This is a genomic window from Shewanella sp. c952 (assembly GCF_019654975.1).
GTDB lineage: Bacteria > Pseudomonadota > Gammaproteobacteria > Enterobacterales > Shewanellaceae > Shewanella.
In genome coordinates, this window is record NZ_BPEW01000001.1 from 302,127 (window position 1) to 329,029 (window position 26,903).

General features: G+C 44.3%; 15 protein-coding genes. 13 read left to right on the plus strand and 2 right to left on the minus strand.

Annotated elements, in window-relative coordinates; all coding sequences use genetic code 11:
* Positions 1 to 327: 327 nt before the first annotated feature.
* Both K5R16_RS01250 and K5R16_RS01255 read left to right on the plus strand, forming a co-directional pair.
* On the plus strand, positions 328 to 5,610 hold the full coding sequence (locus tag K5R16_RS01250) for a PAS domain S-box protein (protein WP_220735726.1): 5,283 nt from the start codon (positions 328 to 330) through the stop codon (positions 5,608 to 5,610).
* Positions 5,611 to 5,739: 129 nt separating this feature from the next.
* Positions 5,740 to 6,756 carry a two-component system response regulator gene (locus K5R16_RS01255; RefSeq protein ID WP_220735727.1) on the plus strand — a complete coding sequence of 339 codons (1,017 nt, stop codon included), beginning with the start codon at positions 5,740 to 5,742 and terminating at the stop codon, positions 6,754 to 6,756.
* A gap of 62 nt (positions 6,757 to 6,818) precedes the next feature.
* Here K5R16_RS01255 and ygfZ read toward each other — a convergent pair whose 3' ends face one another.
* Together ygfZ and serA are read right to left on the minus strand one after the other, a co-directional pair.
* Positions 6,819 to 7,790: a tRNA-modifying protein YgfZ gene (gene ygfZ, locus K5R16_RS01260; protein ID WP_220735728.1), complete on the minus strand. Its 972-nt coding sequence runs from the start codon at positions 7,788 to 7,790 to the stop codon at positions 6,819 to 6,821.
* 164 nt (positions 7,791 to 7,954) lie between these two features.
* On the minus strand, positions 7,955 to 9,184 hold the full coding sequence (serA, locus tag K5R16_RS01265) for a phosphoglycerate dehydrogenase (RefSeq protein WP_020914426.1): 1,230 nt from the start codon (positions 9,182 to 9,184) through the stop codon (positions 7,955 to 7,957).
* A 462-nt stretch (positions 9,185 to 9,646) separates the two neighbouring features.
* Between serA and K5R16_RS01270 the strand changes: the two genes are divergently transcribed.
* The 11 genes from K5R16_RS01270 to katB all read left to right on the plus strand — a co-directional run bounded on the left by K5R16_RS01270 (position 9,647) and on the right by katB (position 26,889).
* A complete protein-coding gene (locus tag K5R16_RS01270) occupies positions 9,647 to 10,264 on the plus strand; it encodes a DUF2238 domain-containing protein (protein WP_220735729.1) in 618 nt (205 codons plus the stop codon).
* Positions 10,265 to 10,467: 203 nt separating this feature from the next.
* The gene (locus K5R16_RS01275) at positions 10,468 to 11,136 is read left to right on the plus strand and encodes a response regulator transcription factor (RefSeq protein ID WP_220735730.1); all 669 of its coding nucleotides are present in this window, start codon (positions 10,468 to 10,470) and stop codon (positions 11,134 to 11,136) included.
* A gap of 917 nt (positions 11,137 to 12,053) precedes the next feature.
* Complete coding sequence (locus K5R16_RS01280) at positions 12,054 to 13,106, plus strand: porin (RefSeq protein WP_220735731.1); 1,053 nt, start codon at positions 12,054 to 12,056, stop codon at positions 13,104 to 13,106.
* Positions 13,107 to 13,139: 33 nt separating this feature from the next.
* Positions 13,140 to 16,403 carry an ExeM/NucH family extracellular endonuclease gene (locus tag K5R16_RS01285; RefSeq protein WP_220735732.1) on the plus strand — a complete coding sequence of 1,088 codons (3,264 nt, stop codon included), beginning with the start codon at positions 13,140 to 13,142 and terminating at the stop codon, positions 16,401 to 16,403.
* Positions 16,404 to 16,477: 74 nt separating this feature from the next.
* Positions 16,478 to 19,270, plus strand: coding sequence for an endonuclease (locus K5R16_RS01290; protein ID WP_220735733.1), 2,793 nt, complete (start codon positions 16,478 to 16,480; stop codon positions 19,268 to 19,270).
* 155 nt (positions 19,271 to 19,425) lie between these two features.
* Complete coding sequence (gene ushA, locus K5R16_RS01295) at positions 19,426 to 21,168, plus strand: bifunctional UDP-sugar hydrolase/5'-nucleotidase UshA (RefSeq protein ID WP_220735734.1); 1,743 nt, start codon at positions 19,426 to 19,428, stop codon at positions 21,166 to 21,168.
* 611 nt (positions 21,169 to 21,779) lie between these two features.
* Complete coding sequence (locus K5R16_RS01300) at positions 21,780 to 23,006, plus strand: NupC/NupG family nucleoside CNT transporter (protein WP_220735735.1); 1,227 nt, start codon at positions 21,780 to 21,782, stop codon at positions 23,004 to 23,006.
* A gap of 88 nt (positions 23,007 to 23,094) precedes the next feature.
* Positions 23,095 to 23,805, plus strand: coding sequence for a purine-nucleoside phosphorylase (gene deoD, locus K5R16_RS01305; protein ID WP_220735736.1), 711 nt, complete (start codon positions 23,095 to 23,097; stop codon positions 23,803 to 23,805).
* A gap of 281 nt (positions 23,806 to 24,086) precedes the next feature.
* Positions 24,087 to 24,524: a PaaI family thioesterase gene (locus K5R16_RS01310; protein WP_220735737.1), complete on the plus strand. Its 438-nt coding sequence runs from the start codon at positions 24,087 to 24,089 to the stop codon at positions 24,522 to 24,524.
* Positions 24,525 to 24,642: 118 nt separating this feature from the next.
* Entirely contained in the window at positions 24,643 to 24,897 is a 255-nt protein-coding gene (locus K5R16_RS01315) for a hypothetical protein (RefSeq protein ID WP_220735738.1), read from the plus strand.
* A 528-nt stretch (positions 24,898 to 25,425) separates the two neighbouring features.
* Complete coding sequence (gene katB / locus K5R16_RS01320; RefSeq protein WP_220735739.1) at positions 25,426 to 26,889, plus strand: catalase KatB; 1,464 nt, start codon at positions 25,426 to 25,428, stop codon at positions 26,887 to 26,889.
* The last annotated feature ends 14 nt before the right edge of the window (positions 26,890 to 26,903 follow it).

A 26,903-nucleotide genomic window follows, 5' to 3' on the forward strand; every position in this document is an offset into this window, starting at 1 on the left:
GTGGCTTGGTATCAGGCATTCTGTAAGTGTTATATGTTTCCACTAATGCTGATGAAAATACAGCATTTGTAGTTCAATTAAACAGCTGTTATGTTTGGATTGTAGTCAATTGTAGGATGAATTTTGTTTTATCTTCAGCTTATTACAATGAAAATATTATGAATCTATTTTGGGTTTTAGCTGCTCGCCTTGTCTACACTGAGAGAGTAGCGATTTAGCAACTCCCCAATTACCGTAATAATCTCAATAGCAGAGTTATCGAAACAGCGATTATTGATTTTTATTTTGCTGAACTGCTTATTGGCGATAGCACTGTGGATTAAGGACATGACCAGACTTCGTACTTTTCGTAGCCGAATTTTATCGCAAATAGCCTTGCCGTTAATTGGGATCATGGCAATAGTATTTAGTATCAATGCTTGGTTTAACTATCAGGCAGAAGAGCAGTACATCTATGATGACTTAGAACAGCAAGCGGACAATATTGCTCGAAGAATTGAGTTCTTTCTCAAATCTGCTGAGACAGATACCCGATCTATTGCTGATCTTCTCGGTGATAGTCGCAACAATGGTTTATACCGCGATGATGCCAAACTCAATTTATTACTGACACGCAGACTCGATAGGCACCCTGATTTCTACGGCAGTGCCATCGCATTTCAAAAGTCCCTTTCTAATGAGCTGTTCGCTCCCTATGCGTACCGTGATGGCGGTAAGATTAAGGTTATTGATATCGGAGCTGATGGCTACGATTACACTGATGGAAATTGGGATTGGTGGACTAAAGCGATAAATAACATCAACGGCTATTGGTCGAGTCCCTATTTTGATGATGGTGCAGGGAATGCGTTGATGATCAGTTACTCACAGCCCTTTGGTGAGTCATTACCCTATGATGGGGTGATAACCGTTGATCTTGCATTAAATATGCTCCCACAAATGGTGAATGTTGCTGCGAATAGAATTGTGGTAATTGATGATAAAGGCCAACTCGTTTACCACGCAAATGATGCTTTATTATTGGCGAAAAGCACTGATAAATGGTTAGCTAAAATAGACAGTAATCAGGCTTTTATTAACTTAGTACGCAGCAGTCAACCTGGTTATAGCCATATTGAAGATAGCCAAGGGAAACGCTACTTAGCCAGTGTTGGCGTGGTGCCATCACTTAACTGGCGGGTCATTATCATGACCTCTGAGCAGCAACTACATAATAACTTTTTACTGGGGTTTTCATCACTGGCCTTAAACCTGCTGTTAATTTCAATCGTATTACTACTTACTGGCTATCTCACCGCGAGAAGGTTAACTCGTCCTATTGAAGAGCTGGAATCAGGGATTGCGGCTTTTGGTGCCGGCGAAAAAAAACGCCTCGAAAACCCAAAGGGAGCAGTGAGTGAGCTTGTTACGTTAACTAACAAGTTTAATGCAATGGCCGAGGTGTTAGAGGAGCGAGAGCAAGCTTTGCTTGATTCCCGTGGTAACCGTTTTGCTAAATTAATTGATGGCATGAGTGATAAATCCTTTTACTGTTCGATTGAGCCTGATGGGCAGATAGCTCAAGTTAGTGACGGCGTTGAAAAGGTACTGGGGATCACGCCTGAATTATTGAAGCGCAAGTATCAAAGACTCTTTTCCGACAATCCAATTAATGAGCAGAATTGGCAATACATGGATGAGGCGCTACAGGGCAGGAATGTTCCTCCTCATCAAATAGAGATGTTGGATTCATGCAGTAAATTACGCCGATTAGATGTGTTTATGCAGCCTTTGCTGTCAGATAATCAAGAGTTACTTTCGGTTGAAATGCTGTTTAATGATGTGACGGAGCAGTTTTCGGCGGCAGCCTGGTCAAACGCCGTATTGGAGTCGGCACCTGAGGCGATGTTGATTGTTGACGAAGCGGGGCAGTTGGTCTTTACCAATAGCCGTTGTCAGTTATTGTTTGGATACGATGAAGCGCAAATGCTAACGATGTCCGTTGATCAACTGGTACCTGACTCAATCAGGCCTAAGCATGCGGGCTTACGTGAGAAGTTTGTTGCTGAAGGGAGAGATCGTAAGATGGGGTTGGGGATGAACTCTGAACTGATGGCACTCAAAGCGGATGGCGGTGAATTCCCTGTGGAGATTAGTCTTGGCTTACTCCCCGTTGACGTCGATGGCCAGCGCCAAGTGGCTGCGACTGTGCGCGATATGACCGAAGAACTCAAAATTGCGCAGCGTATTAAAGACAGTGAAAATCGTTTTCGTGGCTTAGTGACCAATATCCCTGGAGCCGTTTACCGCACTCGAATTGAAGGTGCATGGATAATGGAGTATGTCAGTGACAATATCGGTGATGTTACTGGCTACCCCGCTGCAGATTTTATTGAAAACAGTAAACGTAGCTTTGCTAGCCTGATTGTTGAAGAGGACTTAGCCATTGCCAGTCATGCGATAGAAACGGCATTGGCAGAACAAAAAAGTTTTGAAGTGCAATACCGAATCCAGCATCGAGATGGCAGTATTCACTGGGTGCATGAAAAGGGGAATGCAATATATGACGAAAACGGTGTAGCTCTGTGGTTTGATGGCAGTATTAATGACATCACGATTAGTAAGGCTGCACAAGAAAAAATCGCCCAATCTCAGCAGCAACTTGAAACCATCACCGAGTCGATCCCGAGTACCGTTTACCAGCTGCATTGGCGATCAAATCGCGATCGCAACTTTACCTTTCTCTCTAGTGCTTGTATCGCCACGCTAGGCTTTCACCGAGATCAAGTGATTGAAAAATTCGATCTGGTCGCTGAGTGCATTATCAACGATGAGCGAACGCATATCATAGAGGCTTTATCTGGGGTGAGTTCATCGGGCTTGAATTGGACTGAAGAGTTTCGCTATCAGCACCCTATGGGAGACATTCGCTGGTTGCAGGCGGGCGCACATGGTAACCAACTTGCCGATGGCAGTATTATCTGGAATGGCTACTTGATGGATATTACAGAGCGCAAACAGATTGATAAAGAGTTGGCTAAGCGTGAGGCACACTTTAGAGCCCTGTTTGATAACGCTGGAATCGGTATCGTTAATGTTGATGAGCGAGGACTAATTTTAGATTGCAATGAGCAATTTAGTCAGTACGTTCAATTATCATCAGATGAGCTTAATGGCAGCTCCTTTTTTGACTATCAGCACAGTGACGACAAAGAAACCGCCAAGCAGTTGTTTAGTCAATTGATGGGAAATGATGGCAGCAGTATGACTGCAGAGATCCGTTTATTGAGGCAGTCTGGTGATGTGATGTGGATGGATCTGACCTTAACAGGCCTTCAAGATAAACACGGCACGCTCAATTCTGCAGTGCTATCGATGGCAAATATTACCTCATTGAAACAGATCTCTAATGAGCTCAAGCAAGCCAAAGATTCAGCCGATGCCGCCAGTAAAGCAAAGAGTGATTTTTTAGCCAATATGTCTCATGAAATCCGCACACCAATGAACGCCATTATCGGTATGTCGCAGTTATGCTTGCAAACTGAATTAGACAAGAAGCAGCAAAATTATGTGCAGAAGATTGATAGAGCCTCAAAGTCATTACTCGGGATTATTAATGACATCTTAGATTTTTCAAAGATAGAAGCGGGTAAGCTCGATATAGAATCAGTTTCTTTCCAGCTGGATACCATGCTGGAAGATCTCAGCGATATGTTCTCGGTTAAAGCAGCCGATAAACAGTTGGAGCTGCTATTCGCTGTTGCGCCTAATATCCCAAGGCAACTGGAAGGTGACCCGCTGCGTTTGTCCCAAGTACTTATTAACCTCATGAACAATGCCGTTAAGTTTACCGACCAAGGAGAAGTGTTGCTGTCTATCAGTCAGCTTGAACGTGTAGAAGATGCAATCACTCTGCGTTTTAGTGTACGAGATAACGGTATTGGTCTGACCGAAGAGCAACGCAATAAGCTGTTTAAGTCATTCAGTCAGGCCGATACTTCTACGACCCGTAAGTATGGTGGTACAGGGCTAGGGCTTGCTATCTGTAAGCAGCTAGTGGAGTTGATGGGCGGTGAGATTGGCGTTGAGAGTCAATTTGGTAACGGCAGTACCTTCTTCTTTACCGTCAAGTTCAAAGTGGCCGATAACAAGCTGATTAAGGCGGGGCAAGAGCTTGAGGGTATGCGAATTTTAGTGGCTGATGATAACGCCACCGCGCGGGATATTTTGCGCACAACGCTTGAGAGCATGGGCTTTGAGGTTGATACCGTTAAAAGTGGTGCTCAAGCAGTAGAGCGATGTAAAACAACGCAATATCCTGTTGCGCTCATTGATTGGTTAATGCCTGAAATGAACGGCTTAGAAACTTCATCGGCAATTATTGCTAATAGTGAAACGCCGCCCAAAATATTAATAGTCTCGGCACATGCTAACACCGAACTGACCGATCATATTGAGGGTAGCGGTATCGCAGGTTATATCACTAAGCCCATCAGTGCTTCGCGTCTACTCGATGGCATTATGTCATCACTAGGGAAAAACGGTGCCATACCTGTGCGTCGTAAAGGCACTGAGGTGAACCAGAAACTACTGGCACAGCTTAAAGGCAAGCGTATTTTGCTGGTGGAAGACAATGAGATGAACCAAGAGGTTGCCACTGAGTTTCTTGAGCAAGTTGGCATAATACTGTCGATTGCAGACAACGGCCAAATAGCGCTTGAAAAACTCGCAACACAGACATTTGATCTGGTGCTCATGGATTGCCAAATGCCTGTGATGGATGGCTACCAAGCCACGCAAGCGCTGCGTAACATTCCTGAGTTAGTCGACCTCCCTGTTATCGCTATGACGGCAAACGCAATGGCGGGTGATAAAGAGATGTGTCTAAGTGTTGGCATGAATGACCATATTGCCAAGCCAATAGAAGTCTCGCTGCTATACACCACCTTGTTGGAGTATCTTGGTGATGGCAAGCAGCAGATATTGGCCAGTGATCTAGATAATAGCAACACCGACGCTGCTGTATTATTTTGGCCCCAACATGACGAGCTAGATGTTGATAAAGGTTTGCAGTTAGTGCAGAACTCAGTGCGCCTTTATCGAAGAATATTTGAGCGTTTCTATACAGGGCAGATGCACACAGCCGAGCAGATAGAATTGGCGTTAAGCCAAGGTAAAGTCGAGGATGCTATCCGCTATGCACATACCTTAAAAGGGGTTTCGGGCAACCTATGTGCACCAAGGTTAGTTGAAGTGGCTAAAGTGATTGAAGCTCAATTAACATCAGACAGTGAAGTTGACATTGCTGCTGAAATTGACGAGTTAAAGCAGCTAATAGAAGTGATCTGCCAGGCTATTTCAGAGTGGATGACGCAATTAAACTTGCCAGAGTCTGCAGTGCCTGTGGCTGAAGATATCAAAGTTTTGTCAGCTGCAGAGTTAAAGGTAGCGATTACAGAGTTGCTGGTCATGTTAGAGGAAGCTGACTCGGACGCCGTTGAAAAAATGGATGAGATAAAAGCTCAGGTTGCCGCAGATATGTGGCACAAAATGAATCCGGCACTGGCGATGATTAATAGCTATCAATTTGATGATGCCGCAGAGCTTATTAAGTCGCTATTCGAGATTTGATACTTTTATTTAGGTTTGCTAATCGTGAAAAGTATTGGCGTATCCAAATGCGCGGCAGTTTTAAAGCTGACTATACTTAAAAGCAATTAATCCTAATATAGATCCCTTACAGAAAGGAGAGTTAGTTTAATGGACAAGGCCACCATTTTAGTTGTGGATGATACCCCAGAAAACATCGATATTTTGGTGGGGATATTAAGTAGTGATTACAAAATTAGAGTGGCAATCGATGGCCCAAAAGCTTTAGCGCTGGCACAGAAAAGTATGCCCGATATTATTTTACTGGATGTGATGATGCCGGGGATGAATGGCTATGAAGTTTGCCAACGTTTAAAGCAAGATCCGCTTACCTGCCATATTCCAGTGATTTTTGTTACCGCTCTGGCTGAAACCGCCGATGAAACCCAAGGATTCGCTCTTGGGGCTGTTGATTACATCACCAAACCCGTAAGTGCCCCAGTGGTACAAGCTCGGGTTAAAACACATCTAGCGCTTTACGACCAAAAACGACTACTTGAACAGCAAGTCAAAGAGCGTACCAAAGAGCTAGAGGAGACTCGATTTGAGATCATCAGACGCTTAGGGCGAGCCGCCGAATATAAAGATAATGAAACAGGACTACATGTTGTCAGAATGAGCCATTACGCGCGCCTATTGGCGATACAATCTGGCTTGCCCGACAAGTATTGCGAACTGATCTATAACGCGGCACCTATGCATGATATTGGTAAAATAGGCACGCCGGATTCTATTTTGAAAAAACCGGCAAAGTTGGATGAGCCTGAATGGGACGAGATGCAACGCCATGCTGAAATTGGCGCCGAAATTATAGGTGATCATCAAGATCCATTGCTGGAGATGGCAAGAAGGATTGCATTGAGCCATCATGAGAAATGGGATGGTAGTGGTTACCCATTTGGGGTGTCGGGTCAAGATATCCCAATCGAAGGACGGATTGTGGCAATCGCCGATGTATTTGATGCGTTGACGTCAATTCGTCCCTATAAAAAGGCATGGACAGTCGCCGATACCATGGCACTCATTGAGAGTGAGTCCGGTAAGCATTTTGATCCTGAACTAGTAGAGCATTTTAAGCAGATAGTGGATGAGGTCACGAAAATTCGCGATAAGCATCATGAGACTTAAGCTGCATACCATCGATAAAAAAGGCGCTCAATGAGCGCCTTTTAAAATACATTTACCGGTTATTATTCACTATCTTCTAGTGTGTATGGCAGCTCAATTATGCGTAATTTTGATGCTTCATCGCCGGCAATTCTTAAGCTTGCGTCTAGCGGTGTATCATTGGCAAGTACAGCAGTAAATAGTACTTGTTGCTCACGCTGTGCGCTTTCAATAATAGTACCCGCACGGCGGAACCCCGCTCCCTCTTCTAACGCTATTTCTAACACGCTTTCATCAGTCAATGCTGTAGAGACCGTGCCGCTAACGATATAGAGAGCGCGTTTATTACCACCACGGTACTTCATACGTGCAATAGTCTCTTGCCCCATGTAGCAACCTTTATTGAAGCTGATGCCATCGATCGCCTGTAAGTTGCACATCTGTGGCACGAACTGCGCATTATGGTTTGCACCAATGTTAGGGTAGCCTGCGAAGATCTCCAATGCTTGCCAAGCGGTCGCATCAAAAACGCTAATATCAGCAAGTAGGTTTGTGGTATCAACTTTACTTTGCTCTATCACAACAATGAAACGGCCATTATCTTGGATAATCATGCCATTATCGATAAGTGTTAGCTCTGCATTGAGTTCACCAAACTTTGCCGTTAACCAGCTTGCTGCTTGCTCGCCGGCAACCCCTAGAATTAACCATTGCTCGCTAACATCATTGAGCTCAGCCTTACTAAATACTGCATATTTTTGTAGTTGCGGTAGATCCAATGCCAATGTTTGCTTTGGCATCAGTATAAATAGCGTGTCGTCTTTGGCAAAGGTTCTAAACGTTGCCAACATCTTTCCTTTTGGATCGCAGTGCGCGCCCCATCGCCATTGCTCTGTTTCTAGCGAGCTAATATCGGTCGTGACTTGGCCATGAATAAAGCTACGCCCCTGCTCACCGGTTACTGACATTAAACCAAGATGAGACAGATGAGATACCATTAAGGCAGGTTGCTGTCCGTTTAAAGGCCAGTTCGGCTGAGAAGTTGACAAGGTCATGAGCGAGTCCAAGAGTTTAACCAGAAGAGAAATGATTGTACCGCTAATCAATGGCGGCGAAAAGTTGCATCTACCGTGTTTATAGCAATTCCGTTAAATATATTTAGGGCCGCTCAATTTACATTGAGCGGCCCTAAAGGTTCTAGCTATATTTTCTATCTTAGCTAGTGCAGCAGTCGAGTTCTAATCGTGCCTTCAATCGCTTGCATCTCTGTTAGCGCTTCATCGGCTTTATCTGAATCAACTTCCATTACCACATAACCAATTTCCGCAGTTGTTTGCAGGTATTGCGCGGCGATGTTGATACCTTTCTCTGCAAATGCCAAGTTGATTTGGATTAGAATTCCCGGTCTATTGCGGTGTATATGCAATAGTCGTGAGGTACCTGAATGTTGTGCTAAAGAAACTTCAGGGAAGTTAACTGCAGTCATGGTTGAACCATTATCTGAGTACTTAGCGAGCTTGCCAGCAACTTCAATACCGATGTTTTCTTGGGCTTCAGCTGTACTACCACCCACATGTGGAGTCAGTAGCACGTTATCCAGTCCACGCAGTGGGCTAATAAACTCATCGCTGTTAGACTTAGGCTCTACCGGGAATACATCAATTGCAGCGCCTGCTAAATGCTGCTCTTTTAACGAGGCAGCAAGGGCGTCAATATCGACTACTGTGCCGCGGGAAGCATTAATCAATATGCTACCTTTACGCATGCAAGCCAGCTCAGCGTGGGCAATCATCTCTTTTGTTTGCGGTGTTTCTGGTACATGCAGACTGACTACGTCCGCAAGAGACATTAACTGTTCCATGGAGTGAACCTGCTGTGCATTACCCAGTGGTAGTTTATCTTCAATATCGAAGAAGATAACGCGCATTCCTAAGGTCTCAGCTAGGATCCCTAATTGGGTGCCAATATGGCCATAACCAATAACCCCAAGGGTTTTTCCACGAGCTTCATAACTACCAGCGGCACTTTTGAGCCAGCCACCACGGTGCGCCATCGCATTACGCTGGGGGATCCCACGCAGTAACATGATGATCTCGCCGAGTACTAATTCAGCTACACTTCGTGTATTAGAAAAAGGAGCGTTGAAAACTGGAACTCCCAGTTTTTCTGCTGCTGCCAGACTCACTTGATTGGTGCCAATACAGAAACAACCTATCCCGACAAGTTTCTCTGCTTGAGTTAATACGGTTTCAGTCAGTTGGGTACGGGATCGAATACCAACAAAATGAGCATCTTTAATCGAAGAGAGTAGTGCCTCTTCGCTCAAGGCAGCCTTATGGTACTCAATATTGGTATAACCCGCTCGTTCGAATACATCTACCGCAGATTGGTGGACGCCTTCCAACAGCAGGATTTTAATCTTATCCTTGTCCAGCGAGTGTTTCGCCATGATTTATGTACCCTTTTGGTTTATTTGTATTTTTTATACCGCGCTTCACAGTTGAGACGACTAAATTCAAGCGTTAGCATGGTTTCGGTATAGACTGTCAATTAATATACCTAAACCACCAGAAGATACTCTTTGTAGAGCACTCGCATTAGCTTAATTCTAAGTGCATTACCGAGGAGTTGTTGCTCCTTGCTGTGATAATGCAACAGCGAAGTTAAGTAACGCAAGGCGTTCATTGCGAGGTTTTAACCTACTTCATAGTTTGTATTTGATTTTGGTAAGAGGCTAGCTATTACCAGTAATCAATGACTTGGCTAAAGTTTGTTAAACTTCCACACAATTTTAGAACTTCAGGTAGTCTGGGTTTAAACAAAGTAGCACTTTTTTTGCTCGCTGTGGAGGGCTAGATGGCTAAAGTGTTTATTCTAAATTTAGAACAATATCTTATATGGGGGAGATATTTTGAATAAAAGCGTTTTATGGCTAGTGATATTTTTTACAGTGCTAGTTTGGTCTGCTGTTGGACCTAAAGATCAGTTCACTTGGTTTTTAGAGGTTTTACCTGCTTTAATCGCATTACCTTTACTTGCATTTACTCGTAAAAGGTTTCCGCTTACGAGTTTGGCTTATGTCTTAATTTTAATTCACTGCGTGATTTTAATGGTTGGCGGCCACTATACCTATGCTGAAGTGCCATTGTTTGATTGGATAGCCGAATGGACTGGAGGTAGCCGGAATAACTACGATAAAGTTGGTCATTTAGCCCAAGGCTTTGTGCCTGTCTTATTGGCTCGCGAAGTGTTCATTCGTCTAAGTGTTGTCAAACTGGGGGCTTGGTGTAACTTTTTGGCGGTGTGCTTTACGTTGGCATTCTCAGCTTTTTATGAACTCATTGAGTGGTGCGTTGCCGAACTTACAGGGGAAGATGCAGAAGCATTTTTAGGTACGCAAGGATACATTTGGGATACCCAGTCTGATATGGCAATGGCATTGGTCGGTGCGATATTTGCTATCGTGCTACTGAGCCGCTATCAAGATAAATTAATTGCATTGAAGATGAATGTGCAGGCTAAGGCATAAAAATTAGATAATAACGCTACAAGCAGCATTAAAGTTAAAGTTTGTACTGTTGTTGATAAGTAAATTTCATTAAGCATACTTTATTACTAGAGCAACTCTATGTAGACTGGTGTTGTCTGCTTTATAGTCAAATTGCGCTTATAAACGCAATTTGACTGTTTTGCATTGAATGGATTAAGCGAAACTTTTCAGGGAGAGAAGTGATGAACGATATTGATGAAGTGGTATTCCTTCACCAGGTGGCCGCGCCTTGTCATCTAGCCATGCTTGCAGAGTCAATTGGACTGAAAACGCGAGTTATTTCTGATATTGAACTGCTGGAGCCTCGTGGTAGTCGCAGTTTTTACCTCATTTCACAGCAAGGCGCCGCTATAGACTGTAATGGTATTCCTCTGGTAGCCGCGCAGTTGGTCAAGCATGTTCCTGTGGCACTTTACGATGTAACAAAAGATTCGTTAGATGAAGAGTCAGCGCTGCTTTTGGGTATTAGAGGTTTACTTTTCTCTGATCAGCGGATGGATCTACAGCTCACGGGATTACGAAAAATACTGGCAGACGAGCTTTGGTATGACAGGACCTTAATAAGCCGAGTTTTTCGTCAATTAGTCAGCCAAATTGAAACGCCATTACAGCTATCTACTGAAGGTTCGGAATCCTTCCAGCAGTTAACTCGTCGAGAAAAAACTATTATTCAATTGGTCTCTAGCGGTGCGCGCAATAAAGAGATAGCCGAAGGCTTATGCATTAGTGAGCATACAGTCAAAGCGCATATCTCATCTATTTTTAGAAAAACCCATGCCCGTAATCGTGTTGAATTATTACGTTGGGCGGAGCCGTTTCAGAACCAGCTGAATCTCCACGCTGCGGTTTAGCTATTGCCCAGTGGCCATGACAAATTAAACGACCTACGGGTCGTTTTTAAGTTATGGGCTCTAACACTATTTACATGAAGTAATCACTCGGTGGGAAAAGTGCTGAAGGCAAAATCTGTATTTCCTCCTCGGTAACAGCTCCTGCGTTGCTCTAGCCTTATATCCATATAATCGTGCACTATAGATTTTCGCCACATCCAGTTGGCTTAGGGAAACTTTAAGCTAATCGTTATTGTTGGCTCTGGCATTCTCGATAATTTCTCCTAAAAATCGCATAGCAAGACTGCTCTTCGCAGCAAGCAACGTTGTGTTGTTTTCCATTAACATTTCCCTTTTATAGGAAGCGAACAAGCATTCCAACTCTGCTTTTTATTGGCTTAAGCGGGCAAGTTCGATGTGATCTTGGTTTGTTAAAATTGGTAATTTCTAGTCATTTAAAAGGTAAGATACTACTTGGCTAGATCAAATCGCTAAAAAAGCAATTTATTTTAGTCAAAAAAATGCACGTTCCCGCCTGATTATGATCCACCACTGTTCTTTGTTAACTACTTGATTTAAGTGTTTGTTTGGTAGTGCTTGTTTTTACTGTTCTTGGTGGTGGTCATTTTATCCTTATATTACAGTTGTTTACTGTGATCAAATGTGACGAAACCTCCTTTTTTTTGTTGCAGAACTCTGCAACAATCGCTACGCACGTTAATAGAAAATAGCGGCGTTATTATAAAAATGGGGTTGAATGTATGCAGTATGTAATAAAGAGATCGGCGGTTTTGTCATCGATTTCGTCATCTATTTCACCATCTAATTTTCCAGCTACCTGAGCAGCTAGCAGCTTAAGGTACGACTAATAAACATTTTTAATTTTGGGTTCGGTCTTCAATGAAAGGCTGACAAATTACTAATCGGAAGTAACAGAAATGTTAAATAAATCAACAATTGCAATCGCTATCGTCACTATGCTTAGTGCCGGTTCAGTGAACGCTGTAATACTAGATGGTGACAGTCAAGGCGACCACGTTCGCTTATATGGCGAAGTGGGCGTAGGTGGGCATTTTGATACCCATGCAGATTATAACCACGATGAGTTCTACGACACCAAAGGCTATGTAGATGATAGCTTTGCGACTATGGGTGTATCGGGTCAACGTCAACAATTCACTTACCGTCTTGAACTTGACTACCAACGTCGTAACTGGCTTGGCGGAGACGGTGAGTTTGAGCTGGCTATCGACAAATTATACGTAGGTTATCGCTTAACCGATCAGCAGTGGGTCGAGCTTGGCTTGACCGACACCGCCTTCGACGATTACGACCACTTTGGTGACTTCACATTCAACAAGTCGATTGAAACCGGTGAAGCCGGTGACCAAGAGAATACCGTTAAGTATCAAGCCAAGTTCGAACACCTTGTTACCGGTATTTCTTACTCATATAACGGCGAGCACAAAAGTGGTGCACTTCAAGGTGACATCATTAATGGCTATGTAGGCTGGATGTCAGATCTGCTGTCTGTTGTGGTTGGTTTAGAAACTCGCGGTGGCTCAAACGGCATCAGTAAATATGGTGAGCAGCAACAGATCGGTATGGGGTTACGCCTTAAATTGATGCAAGAGTTCTCTATTGGCGTCAATGGCTTTATAGAAGATGAAGATTTATCTACACGTAAGAGCGGTGATGTACACCTGGATTATCAGACCTTCCGCAATCAGGGATTAACGGTAAGTGCCAAGTACGACCTGAATGAACATTGGGAAATCATCAGCTCCGTAAACCACGAAGAGTACGAAGGATGGGATCTTATCAGCCCTAACTACGACTACTCTGACCTACCACCTGAGTACGGAAAAGAGCGTCAATGGGCCAGCCTAGGCTTCAACTATCGCCCCGCTCGCGACATCGTGGTGTCACTAGAAGGCCGAGTCGGGGAAGCCCCTGAAGCCGGCTACGCATACGTGCGTATGTACTTTTAGTCCTAATTGAATTCAACTTTTATAGAGTTTACTATGAAAAAAAGTTTCCTATCGCTGGCTATTGCCAGCACCATCAGCATGGGCGCCTTCGCTGGCGTTGAAGACCTGCTGATCACCGAAATGACCCAAAGTTCTGATGCTAATGTTGGATCTGTTGAGATCACTAACACAGGTTCTGACGCCTTTACTTTTACTGCTGACATTACAGCTTTCCAACGCTCAAGCGGTAAGTACGACAATGAATTGCTTAACGCTGATGCTAAGCCGTTGTTGACTGGGCAGACGCTTGCTGCTGGTGCCTCTCTAGTGCTGGTTAACAGTCGATCTACCGAAGAGTTTCGCAATGCGATTGAGACTCAAGGTGGCAGTGTTGTTATCTCCACCTATGACAGCAGTAATAAATACAACAATCTGTTCATGACCAGTGATGACGGTTTCTTCCTGAAAAATGGCGATACCGTTATCGATCGTGTTGGAGCTGTGAACGACAATAGCAAGTGGGCACCGAATACTACTCTGCGTCGTAAACAAACTGCTGATGGTAACAATCCTGCTCAATCAGGCACTTTCGATGCGACTCAATGGCAAAACATTTTGCCGATGAGGACTGACGATTTAGGCAAAGCTGAGCTACCCGCTTTTGATGCTGAAGACATCATGGACATCTTTACTTGTCCAACTGATAAAAATGAAATCATGTCTCCTAGCGAAGTTCAGGGCACAGGCTTTACCTCGCCGCTGATTGCTGAAGGTGAAACCGAATCTGCTGAAAAAATTGCCGTAGAAGGTATTATTTCAGCCAAGGTATCTCTCCCTAATGAGGGCTTCTACCTTCGCAATTTTGCTTCTGACAATGACCCTGAAACTTCCGATGGCATCTTCGTTAGCTCAAGCGCTGCGGGCGACCTTAAGGTTGGTCAAACTATTTGTATCGGTAGTAAAGTGGCTGAATACCAAGGCCAGACTCAACTGTCTGCAGATACTGCATTTAGCTGGAATGTTACTGATACTAACATCATAACTGACCCTACCGATATTCAGGTATTGAGCTCTGATAATGGTTCTTTCGATAAGACCCTAGAGCGTTACGAAGGTATGCTGGTTAATCTGCCTGAGGATTTGGATCCTAGTACTCCTAGCGATGAAGCCAAAGAGGATATGCGTATTACTCGCAGCTTCAGCTACAACTACCTTTCAAGTAGCAAAGGGCATAACCGCAACAATATGGTGGCGGCATATAAGCGTCCTAACTTGCAGCCAAACCATTTGCATGTTGCTGGCAGTCCTGAGTCTAAGGCAGCCTATGAGCAAAACAATGACTATCGTTTAGTTATTGAGAGTGCTACTAAGTCAGACGGTACCTCGCTGCCTTATTACGCTGGTTTTAACAGTGACCCACACACCAACTACATCCGTATCGACGATAGTCTCGTTAATGCGCAAGGTGTGATCAGCCAATACGAAACTGAGCTGATCCCAGGAACTGATAAATATGATCAGGACTACAGCCTGACTATAATTAACCAGTTAACCAGCGATAACTTTATTCACAACTTACCGCGTACTGATAAACCTGATCTAGATGACACTGTGGCAGAAAATGATTTTGCTATTCGTGTTGCCAGTCAGAATCTGTTTAACTTCTTTAACTCTCCTTTCGGTGGCGATAATAATAACTTTGGTCAAAGCCGAGGTGCAGATAGCTACGATGAATACATTAACCAGAGAACCAAACTGGTAGAAATCATTCGTGCGCAAAATGCTGATGTCATGGCGCTGATGGAGATTGAAAACAATGGTTTTGGCGATGGCAGCGCGATTGCTGAAATTGTAAATCAGGTCAATATTCTGTATGTAGATGAATATGCCCAAGATTATAATGGACCTAACTCAACAGAAAACCGTTATGTATTTGTTGGTTTTGATAATAACGGCAATCAAATACTGGATAACCTTGACGCCATTGGTTCAGACGCCATTGCGACAGGTATTATTTATCGCCCGAGCAAGATGAGCATTGAGCGCACTCGTGTTATCCCAATGCCGCAGCAAAAAGCACCTACCACAGTGAATGATCTTGGTGAAGTGGTTAAAGATCAAAACGATGAAATCCTAGAGAACGGTCAGAACTACCATCGTGATGCATTAGTGGTCACCTTTATCGTTAATCAAACCGGTAAGCGTTTGACCTTAGCGGTAAATCACCTTAAATCGAAAGGCTCTACTTGTTATGAAGAGTGGCAAGGTGTCGAGTTTGGCAAAGACACCACTTGGAACAACCGTACAGCACCAGATTTGGACTATCAAGGTTCTTGTGCTGAGTTCCGCGTAGCCGGTGCCGTGCATTTAGGTGAAGAGATGGAAGATGTTCTTGGGGATAAGATTATCCTTGGTGATTTGAACGCCTATGGTAAAGAAGATCCTGTACTCGTTCTTACTGAGAACCCACGCAACAAGACGATCGTTACCGCTAGTCACACTTTCCTTGGACCTAAGCCTCAATTTAACGAAGATGGCTCTGCAGCCATCATTACTAAGACGTATGGCTACATCGACATTGTCGGTGAAAAGTTCAAAGAGAAAGGCAAAACACCTTGGAGTTACTCTTTTAGTGACGAAATAGGCTCGCTGGATCACATCTTGATCTCACCTTCTTTGAAAGATCGTGTTATTGATGCAACTGACTGGCATGTGAATGCAGCAGAAACAGCCTTGTATGATTACAAAAATAACCGAAAAGGTAGCCTCGACGGTACTGGCGCGCATAAGTTCTACACTGGAGATGTTTATCGTGCATCGGATCATGATCCAGCACTGCTGACACTGAGCTACAAGCCAGGTGATGCAGATGCGGATGTCCCTCTGACTTTGACCAAACTGAGAAAGTTAATCAAGGTTCCTTATCAGATCCCAACGGGTGTTACTGCTCAAATTGGCGATGTAGCGACCGTCAATATGACTCCTACAAATGATGAAGAGCGCTTAGATTTGAGCCAAATGGTGTTGCCTAATGTGGTTCTTTCTAATGACGCAATAGCTTTGGTGAATTTCGAAGTCTTCGGTGCGCCATCAGCTATCTACAACGTTAGCGTAAGCCTACAGCGTGATGGCCAAATTGTTGAAGGGTCTAAGCAAACTTTCAAAGCGAAGGTATCTAGCCGTGACTCTTTGATTGCGGACATTGTTGAAGAAGAAAGCGATAACACTGGCGGTGACGGCAGTGCGGGTAGTGCCGGCTTCATCAGCTTGTTATCCCTGTTCGGACTAGCAGCTATACGCCGTCGTCTTCGCAAGTAAGCGTTGATCTCGATAATGAAGCGCCTGCTTTCGGGCTGCGCGCTTCCCATCAAAGATTCAAAAGAGATACGATTATGAGAATTAAAATGAACGCAGTTGCCGCAGCAACTGCTATGGTTTTGTGCGGCTTGTCCACTGCTGCTAATGCTGATTTAGTTATTACTGAATATAGTGAAGGCGATAAAAGTTTCAACGGTGGCGGTAATAATAAGGCCGTCGAGATTTCTAACCTTGGTACTGTGGCGGTCGATTTAACTAAAGTTAAGATTGCTTCTTATACGAAAGGTGCAGCGAATACAATAGATGCGCCTAATTACACTTATGATAAATTTACAGGAGAGCTAGCACCAAATAGCAGTATAGTTATTTATAACCCAGGCGCTTCTGTTGGGTTTAAGACAAGAAAGAGTGCAATAGACGTCGAAACAACAGGAGTTACTTATTTTACTGGAAATGATACTTTAATCCTGACCCAAGATGGTGCCATTGTAGATATCTTTGGTAAATTCGGCGAAGACCCTGGAAGCAATGGATGGGCAGACGCGAATAACCCAGATTTCACAACCAGTAATGCGATATTACGCAGAAAGGCAAACGTTACTACTGGTGTTACTGATATTACAGCTGATTTCCCAGGAAGCACCAATCAGTGGGTCTTAGTTGGCTCAAAAGTAAAAGGACAGATCACAGATATTGAGGCCAGTAAAGGCTTTGGCTGTCCGGGTGAAGATGCTTGCTCTTCAGATGCCACTCCTGGTGGACTATTGATTACCGAATATAGTGAAGGTGATAAAAGTTTCAACGGTGGCGGTAATAATAAGGCCGTCGAGATTTCTAACCTTGGTACAGTGGCGGTCGATTTAACTAAAGTTAAGATTGCTTCTTATACGAAAGGTGCAGCGAATACAATAGATGCGCCTAATTACACTTATGATAAATTTACAGGAGAGCTAGCACCAAATAGCAGTATAGTTATTTATAACCCAGGCGCTTCTGTTGGGTTTAAGACAAGAAAGAGTGCAATAGACGTCGAAACAACAGGAGTTACTTATTTTACTGGAAATGATACTTTAATCCTGACCCAAGATGGTGCCATTGTAGATATCTTTGGTAAATTCGGCGAAGACCCTGGAAGCAATGGATGGGCAGACGCGAATAACCCAGATTTCACAACCAGTAATGCGATATTACGCAGAAAGGCAAACGTTACTACTGGTGTTACTGATATTACAGCTGATTTCCCAGGAAGCACCAATCAGTGGGTCTTAGTTGGCTCAAAAGTAAAAGGACAGATCACAGATATTGAGGCCAGTAAAGGCTTTGGCTGTCCGGGCGAAGATGCTTGTTCAGGTGATGTAACGCCTCCAGAACCTGAGCTTGAAACAGGTCCTTGCACTAACTGCGAGACTCTGACTCCGGTTGCCGATCTTACTACGTTCAATGCTGAAATCTATTACTCAGATGTACTGAGTGGCGATTTTGCTAATGCAGAAGAGCTTAAGAATGCGCTATCAACCATCATTGCCAAAGGTCATAAGCAACTGAGCTATAAGCAAGTTTGGTCCGCATTGACCCACGCTGATCAAGATCCTAATAACGAAAAAAATGTTATGGAGATCTACACAGGTAAATCCATCCCTAAGCTCGACAACCAACAAAGTGGTGGTGGTGTCGGCAAGTGGAATCGTGAACACGTTTGGGCCAAGAGTCATAGCTTTCCGAGCGATTCTCAATGGGGCTACACCGATGCTCATCACCTGCGTCCTTCAGATCCAGGTATCAACACAGCACGAAGCAACAATGACTTTGGTGCGTGTAGCGACACGGGTGAAGAAGTACTATTCAACGGTGTAGGTACAGGTAACTACCTAAACAAAACGACCGACTGCTGGGAACCTCGTGATGAGGTGAAAGGCGATGTTGCTCGTATGATCATGTATATGGATACTCGCTATCAAGGTACCGATACTGCTACTACTCAAATGCTTGATCTGGTTGCTGTTGATCGTCTAACCACTACAGCAGAAGATAACTTGCCACTGATTGGTACCCTTTGTGAGCTATACGCATGGAACACGCAAGATCCAGTGGATAGTTACGAGCAGAACCGTAACAACCAAGTATACAAGTACCAGGGCAACCGTAACCCATTCATTGACCGTCCAGAGTTAGTACAAGAAGTCTATGGTGCAGTCTGTGGTGACGATCCAAACCCTGCTCTGGTAGTTGATGGTGATATTGTTACTCCTGAGAGTGTCACTGAAGGGACTGGATACACCATCGATGCTTCTGCAATCACGGCAGGTGAAGGTGTTACTCTTACTTACAAGTGGGAGCAGATTGTTGCTGAAGAGAAGACGGTTGTGGGCGACCAAGCTGTATTATCTCTGACTGCACCAATGGTTAAAGCCGACGAAACTTTGAGCTTTGCCTTGACTATCAGCGACGGTAGCTTGGCAACAACCAAAGACGTTAGCCTGAGCGTAGTTAATGTGCCTTTGACTCTGAGTGTAGAGTTTGCAGGTACAACTAAGGTTACCGAAGGTGATAAAGCTTCTATTACAGCTACTGTTGCTGACGCTCCAGAAGGTACTAGCTACAGCTGGAAGCAGCTATCAGGAAGCACGGCAGTATTTACCGCTACAGGTCTGACACTTGATGTGACTACACCTAGCGTAAATATCGATCAAGTGCTTGTGTTCGAACTCACGGCAACTCTTGGCGAAGAAAGCTTCAGTAAATCTGTTAGCATTGAGGTGATAAACACCGAAGAAACAGGTTGGACTAAGCCAGATGGTGCCGGTAGCTTAGGTGGTCTTATGACTCTGCTGCTACCGCTAATGTGGTTGCGTCGCCGCCAAGGCTAGTCATTCGCTAAGCCTATAAAAAGCAGCACCGGGATCGCTCTGGGTGCTGCTTTTTTTAACTGTACAGCCGTTGCCTTATATCCAATCTTGGTGCATTGCTCTCAAGATGAAAAAGCGAGTGGCAACGTTTATCTGTTTAATACTGAAGGGTTATTATGAATACTTCACTCCGTCCTTCTCGCCTGCTTCTAGCTGGCTCAGCTATCGCCCTTGCGTTGGTATTGAGCGGCTGTGGTAAGAAAAAGGTGGAAGAAGCGCCTAAAGCGCCGAAGGTGACTGCATCAGCTGCCTGTATTGCTGCAGGCGATGATTGCAAGCGCTTCACCTTATTGCATACTAATGATCACCATGGCCGTTTTTGGCAAAGTAAAAGCGGTGGCTATGGCATGGCTGCACGGAAAACCATCCTTGATGAGATCCGCAAAGAGGTGGCTGAACAAGGAGGCGAGGTTCTACTGCTCTCCGGTGGCGACATCAATACTGGTGTTCCTGAATCTGACCTGCAAGACGCCGAGCCAGATTTTATCGGCATGAACCACCTTGGTTATAACGCAATGGCTGTGGGTAACCATGAGTTTGATAATCCATCGACAGTGATGGATAAGCAAAGAGGCTGGTCAAAATTTCCGTGGTTATCGGCCAACATCTATCGTCAAGTTGATGGCGAATGGCAACGATACTTTGAGCCCTACAAGGTGTTTGAGGTGCAAGGCTTGAAGCTTGCCGTCGTTGGCCTAACTACTGAGCATACTGCTGAGATAGGTAATCCAGAGTTTGTTGAAGATTTTAAATTCACTTCTGCTCAAGCTGAGGCGAAAGGCATTTTGGCAGAGCTTGAAGAGAAGCATCATCCTGATCTAGTCTTTGGTCTCACCCATATGGGCCACTATGAAAATGGCAATCATGGCAGTAACGCTCCGGGGGATGTTGCTTTGGCTCGTAGCCTTGAGGCTGGTCAGATCCAGGCAATCATTGGCGGTCACTCACAACTGCCTGTCTGTATGGAAGGGGATACGGGCGAGTACGTAGAGAAGTACGGCCGCGATGAACCGTGTAAGCCGGATCGCCAAAATGGCACCTGGATTATGCAAGCTTATGAGTGGGGCAAATTTATTGGCCGTGCTGACTTTGAGTTCTACGGTAACGAGCTTCATTTAGCCAGCTACGAGCTGGTTCCAGTGAACAGTGAAAGTAAGTATGGTTTCATGCTGCACTCTTCGATGCTAACTCCCAAGGATCCGGAAACCCTCGAGTTGCTGCGTCCTTTTCAGCGTAAGGGACAGGTCAAACTGAGAGAGGAAATTGGTGTTGCAAAGGCGGATTTCATTGGTAAACGTAGGGTTGTTCGTTACCAAGCTACACCTTTAGGGATTATGATAGCCCATGCTCAAACTCAGCTGCCAGTGCCAGCAGATTTCGGCATCATGAACTCCGGCGGTATTCGTGCCAGCATAAAGAAAGGGCCTATTCGCTATCGCGATGTGCTTAAGGTGCAGCCGTTTTCCAACAGTGTGACTGTGACTGAGATGAATGGGGCTGAACTGAAAAAGTATTTGTCTAGGGTTGCGCTTAAGACTCGAGGCTCTGGAGGCTTTGCCCATTTTAGCGGCATTAAGATGACCGTTGACTGTAAAGCTAAAGATGTTGATATCAAAGCTGTTGCTGACAAACCTTTCAAGCTCACGGATAACTATCGATTTACCCTACCAAGCTACAACGCTGCGGGCGGTAACAAATATCCCAAGTTGAAGGAAAAGGCTAGAGACACCGGCTTTATTGATGCCGATATGCTTTATCAGTTCATCAAAAAGCATAAAACCCTCGATCCTGCCAGTTATGACAGAGCCAAAGATGTTCGTTATATCAACTCTAGAAATTCTAATGGTTGCGGCGGTTAAGCTTATTATTTTATAAGGTTAATAAGCTGCTAGCTTAGATATCGATACAGTAAAGATAGCGTTGAGCGACCCTGCGCAGATTGATGTGATTGTTCAATTTGCGTCGTTGCACTCGTTAATGGCCTTTTCTGGAAAAATAAAGCTAGCCATTAAAAAATGCCTCAAAGCCACTTTCTTGATTGAAAGTGGCTTTTTAATTTCAAATTAAGGCTAAGAGAGCATTATCTCTAATTGATGTAATCAGCTAAAACTTCAGTTTAGCCATCAAATATGCGTTAAGTTAGTATATTTGTACGTCATAAACTTCCTTTTTTGTAATTATATGATCTAATATTGGCTTGTTTGCAGTTCGATGCAACATTTTTAATGCGCCACAATATATCTTGAAAGTGTTGTTCAACATGAGTTAAATAGCACATCCTGTAATTTCTTTGCTGCCAATCTGTTTGTGATACTTTGCTGTAAGTTTACCTTTTGAGTCATTCGGAGTGTATCGCTGATTAAGGTGATAAAAAATCAGTTTTACTCTGCTAAATTCCCGCTTAATCCTTGCAGCTAAATGCATGCTGTATACACTGCGTCCATATAACGATTCATTGAGCTAAAAATGTATGGAAGTTTTCATCAGTTTATTGGGCATGCTCTGCTTGATGGGTATTGCAGTGGCATTATCTGAAAATCGCAAAGCTATTAATCTACGTACCGTGCTCGGTGCGCTGGCATTTCAGGTCGCCTTTGGTGCCTTTGTTATGTACCTCCCTATGGGTCAATCCATGTTAGATGGTGCTTCAAACGGCGTGATGCATGTAATTAACTACGCCAATGAAGGGTTAAAATTTCTATTTGGCGGTTTAGCGACCTATAGCCTTGGCTTTATCTTCGTCATTAACGTGCTATGCGTAGTGGTGTTTATCAGTTCTCTTATAGCAGTGCTCTATTATTTGGGCATTATGCAGCTGATTATTGGTGTGATTGGTGGCGGTTTATCAAAGTTACTTGGCACTAGTCGCGCCGAGTCACTCTCTGCGACCGCAAATATCTTTGTGGGACCGATAGAAGCGCCATCAATGGTGAGACCATTTGTTAAACATATGACGCGCTCAGAGCTATTTGCGGTAATGACGGGCGGACTCGCATCAGTTGCTGGCGGCACCATGATTGGTTATATCCAGATGGGTGTGGACGTTAAATATGTTCTGACAGCAGCCTTCATGACCGCTCCTGCGGGACTTCTGTTTGCCAAATTAATGTGGCCAGAAACAGAAAAACCAATAAATGACATAAAGAAAGTCCTCGATGAGCAAACTGATAAACCTGCCAATGTTATCGATGCTGCTGCGGGTGGCGCGGCTATGGGGCTGCAGCAAGTACTCAGTGTATCGGCATTATTGCTAGCTTTTGTTGGTCTTATCGCACTCGTGAATGGTTTTATTGGCGGTATTGGCGGCTGGTTCGGCTTCGAGGAGCTGACCATGCAAGCTATTTTGGGGTATATCCTTGCACCACTTGCGTGGGTGATGGGAGTGCCTTGGAGTGAAGCGGTTCAGGCTGCATCATTCATCGGTCAAAAGATGGTGATTAACGAATTCGTCGCCTATATAGATTTTTTAAAAGTCCAAGACCAACTGTCTGAGAAAACGCAGATTATTATCAGTTTTGCTTTGTGTGGCTTTGCCAATATAGGTTCGCTGGCGATGGTGATGGGCGGCTTAGCGGCACTTTGTCCTGAACGCAGACATGATTTGAGTGAACTCGGCATGAAGGCACTGATTGGTGCTGCACTGGCTAACTTAATGAGCGGCACTATTGCAGGTTTGCTATTTAGCATTGCGGGATAATTTAAAACACAGATTGTAAATCTAACTAGGGTTTTGGTGTGCTTGCTGAGGGGTCAACAAGTACCTAATTGATATAAAAGGAAAGACAATGACACCACATATTAATGCTACAGACGACGCATTTGCTAAAACAGTACTAATGCCAGGCGATCCACTGCGCGCTAAGTACATCGCTGATAACTTCCTAGATAATGCCGTGCTAGTGACTGATGTTCGAAATATGCTCGGCTACACCGGCGAGTATAAAGGTAAACGTATTTCAGTGATGGGCTCAGGAATGGGGATCCCATCGATCTCTATTTATGCCAAAGAGTTGATTACTGAATATGGCGTCGAGAACATTATCCGCATCGGTTCATGTGGTGCTGTCAGTGACAAAATCAAGTTGATGGATGTAGTCATGGCAATGGGCGCAAGCACAGACTCTGCTGTTAACAGAACTCGCTTTGCTAATACCGATTTTGCCATGATTGCCGATTTCAATTTGTTGAAACGCGCCACTGACTCAGCAGAAAAGCTAGGGACTAACTACCATGTCGGTAACCTTTATTCGTCGGATCTATTTTATAGCAGCGATGAGCAGCGTTACGACTTGATGGAGAAGTACGGCATCTTAGGCGTCGAGATGGAGGCTGCTGGCCTTTATGGTGTAGCGACTGAATTTGGCGCGAATGCATTGGCGATGATGACTGTGACAGACCACTTGCGCCAGGGGTTGCATTTGACTGCCGAAGAGCGCCAGCAAACATTGAATGAGATGATTAAGCTGACACTTGATGCCGTAGAAGACTTAATTTAATGCACGACCTTTTGGTCTTAATAGAGAGTTAAGCTAATACTGATATTGTTCAGTGATATAACTTTTTACCCTATGGCGCGCGATTAGGCACACAAGTTGAACGTGAAAACGTGACAGCACCTAATATAAAGCCTAATTGCGCGCCAATTCTTTAAAGCCTTCCGCTTTCTAAGCATTAAATCTAATAGCCTTAAATGCCTCTGTTAACTCATCTTACCTGTTTAAACAATCTTGCTTACACAGTAGACTATCAACAATAACTACAACAATGGATGTAACAGATGTCGATTTGGTTTAGACCAGTAAGCTTAGAAACGTGTGCCAAGATGGATTCAGGGATGCACGGTAAAGGCACGCTAATGCAAACAATGGGGATCACCATCTCAGAGATTGGTGATGACTATATGAAGGCAACGATGCCGGCATCTCCTGCTGTGCATAACCCTCTCGGCATTGTGCATGGTGGCGCAAACGTCGCTCTGGCAGAAACCGTAGCCAGTTATGCCGCGAATTTCGCAGTCGATTTTGAGCAGTATTATTGCGTCGGACAAGAGATCAATGCTAATCATCTAAAAGCATCACGGAATGGCACATTAACGGCGACTGCAAAGCCTATACACCTAGGCAAGCGCAGCTCTGTGTGGGAAGTCTTAATCCACAATAGTGCCGGTGAGCTATGCTGCATATCGAGAATGACTGCAGCGGTAGTCAAACGCTAATAGCGATAGCGGAAGGTGAGCGCACTGCCGAGTATTTAATTACGCAATAAGCTGTTGCATTGGCAATCTATTGCTCATACTCAGTGTATGATTTTTTAGGATAAAGGTTGGAGCGAAAATGGATAGCGCAACAATATGGGAATGGGTCGGGTATTTAGCTTCTGTGGTGGTTGCCATCTCGCTGATGATGTCAAATATCAAAAAGTTACGCTGGTGGAACCTGATTGGTGCAGCACTGTTTGTGGCTTATGGCTTAGCAATTGATGCTATTCCAGTCGCATTAGTTAACTTTTTCATTGTACTGATTGATGCATACTATTTAGTTAAACTCTATAAAGCCGCCCCCCAGGAGCAGGGCAATCCAGATTCTTAAAGGGGTTTTATTATCGTTTATTAGGCATGAGTGAATACTCTGCTAGATAGGGAGGCAATATCAATTGACCTCCTTTTACTTTACATCATCTGTAACGTTCAAATACTCACCCCTGTGAATTTACACGCCCCAAGTGATGTCTTATATCACTCTACTTCGTAGCAGTCTAAACCTTCAAATAAGTGACGCCTCACCTGTTATCCAACTGATTAATTTAGATATTAAGATAATTGCAGCTAATGCTATCTGCTTAAACGTTTATTGTATTTTCGACGAACACTGGTCTTAGTCAGAAAGTTAGCCTAGCACTCGTATATAATTTTGAAATTACTAATCTGCATTTTAGTTTAGTGTTATCGGTTTTAATCGTTTTATTGTTTTGTGTTTGGCGACTAATATTAATCCATCGACAAGAGGTCAATATCACCGCAACGCTTTACCGAGTTGCACAGAGGAGATAAACCATGGCCACCATTTTTGATTTAATCGAAACTTGGCTTGAACCTAGCCAAGATTGAGGAGTAATTTATGAGTCAGCAAAACCGAGTTCTTACTGCACAAAATGGCGCACCAATTAGCGACGACCAAAACTCACTGTCGGCCGGTGAACGTGGACCGTTATTACTTCAAGATTGGCATTTAATTGAAAAGTTGGCGCACTTTAACCGCGAACGTATCCCTGAGCGTATTGTCCACGCTAAAGGTACTGGTGTTTACGGTACATTTACCCTCACTAAAGACTTAAGTGACTTCACACTTGCAGACCATTTCAATGGCGTAGGTAAGCAAACAGAAACTTTTGTACGCTTCTCTACCGTTGGTGGCGAGATGGGCAGCGCGGATGCTGAGCGAGATCCTCGTGGCTTTGGTCTACGCTTTTATACAGAGCGCGGTAATCACGATATTGTCGGTAATAATACTCCGACCTTCTTTCTGCGTGATGGGATTAAGTTTCCAGACTTTATCCATACCCAAAAGCGTAACCCGCAAACGAACTTAAAAGATCCACATGCAATGTGGGACTTCTGGGCGTTGAATCCTGAGGCGCTGCACCAGGTAACTATATTAATGTCAGACCGAGGCATTCCAGCAAATTACCGTCAAATGCATGGATTCGGTTCGCACACTTTCTCTTTTTGGAATGCCAAAGGCGAGCGCTTCTGGGTTAAGTTCCATTTCAAAACCCAGCAAGGTATTGCCAACTTGACGGCTGAGCAGGCAGATATTTTGAAAGGTATCGATCCTGATTCATCGCAGCGTGACATGGTGGCAGCGATTAATGATGGCAACTTCCCTAAGTGGAGCGTTAAAGTTCAGATCATGCCGGAAGTTGAAGCGAATACTTATAAAATTAACCCGTTCGACCTGACTAAAGTATGGCCTCATGCTGACTACCCACTGATAGAAATTGGCGAGTTAGAGCTTAATCGTATGCCTGAGAACTACTTTGCAGAGGTCGAGCAAGTTGCATTGGCGCCAAGTAACCTAGTACCTGGTGTGGGCGCATCGCCTGACAAGATGCTGCAAGCACGTTTATTTGCTTACGCTGATGCACAGCGCTACCGTATTGGCGCTAACTACAACCAATTACCCGTGAATTGCCCTCATGCAACGACGGCAAATCATCATCAACGTGGCGGTGCAATGGCCGGAACTCAGTGCCCATTCTCCGGTAGCCAAACGGGTGGTGATGCGAGTCGTAACTATGGTCCTAATAGCCATGATGGTTTGCAAGATCAGACGCAGTTTGCTGAGCCACCACTGCGCTTAGAAGGTGAAGCTGACCGTTACAGCCGATACGATCAAGATGACTTTAGCCAGGCAGGTGATTTGTACCGCTTGCTACCAGCAGATGAGCAGGCAAGATTGATTACAAATATTGTCGGTACCTTAAGTGTGGTTAGTGAAGCAACTCAAACTAAGATGGTTGAACACTTTACTGCAGCAGATAGTGATTATGGTCAACGCATTAAGCAAGCGTTAGGGCTGTAGAGGCCGGAAGCGTC

What these genes read in the sequence shown, in the direction of transcription:
- K5R16_RS01250 (WP_220735726.1), top strand. Translation starts at nt 328, where the DNA reads ATGACCAGACTTCGTACTTTTCGTAGCCGAATTTTATCGCAAATAGCC.
- K5R16_RS01255 (WP_220735727.1), top strand. Translation starts at nt 5,740, where the DNA reads ATGGACAAGGCCACCATTTTAGTTGTGGATGATACCCCAGAAAACATC.
- ygfZ (WP_220735728.1), bottom strand. Translation starts at nt 7,790, where the DNA reads ATGACCTTGTCAACTTCTCAGCCGAACTGGCCTTTAAACGGACAGCAA.
- serA (WP_020914426.1), bottom strand. Translation starts at nt 9,184, where the DNA reads ATGGCGAAACACTCGCTGGACAAGGATAAGATTAAAATCCTGCTGTTG.
- K5R16_RS01275 (WP_220735730.1), top strand. Translation starts at nt 10,468, where the DNA reads ATGAACGATATTGATGAAGTGGTATTCCTTCACCAGGTGGCCGCGCCT.
- K5R16_RS01280 (WP_220735731.1), top strand. Translation starts at nt 12,054, where the DNA reads ATGTTAAATAAATCAACAATTGCAATCGCTATCGTCACTATGCTTAGT.
- K5R16_RS01285 (WP_220735732.1), top strand. Translation starts at nt 13,140, where the DNA reads ATGAAAAAAAGTTTCCTATCGCTGGCTATTGCCAGCACCATCAGCATG.
- K5R16_RS01290 (WP_220735733.1), top strand. Translation starts at nt 16,478, where the DNA reads ATGAGAATTAAAATGAACGCAGTTGCCGCAGCAACTGCTATGGTTTTG.
- ushA (WP_220735734.1), top strand. Translation starts at nt 19,426, where the DNA reads ATGAATACTTCACTCCGTCCTTCTCGCCTGCTTCTAGCTGGCTCAGCT.
- K5R16_RS01300 (WP_220735735.1), top strand. Translation starts at nt 21,780, where the DNA reads ATGGAAGTTTTCATCAGTTTATTGGGCATGCTCTGCTTGATGGGTATT.
- deoD (WP_220735736.1), top strand. Translation starts at nt 23,095, where the DNA reads ATGACACCACATATTAATGCTACAGACGACGCATTTGCTAAAACAGTA.
- K5R16_RS01310 (WP_220735737.1), top strand. Translation starts at nt 24,087, where the DNA reads ATGTCGATTTGGTTTAGACCAGTAAGCTTAGAAACGTGTGCCAAGATG.
- K5R16_RS01315 (WP_220735738.1), top strand. Translation starts at nt 24,643, where the DNA reads ATGGATAGCGCAACAATATGGGAATGGGTCGGGTATTTAGCTTCTGTG.
- katB (WP_220735739.1), top strand. Translation starts at nt 25,426, where the DNA reads ATGAGTCAGCAAAACCGAGTTCTTACTGCACAAAATGGCGCACCAATT.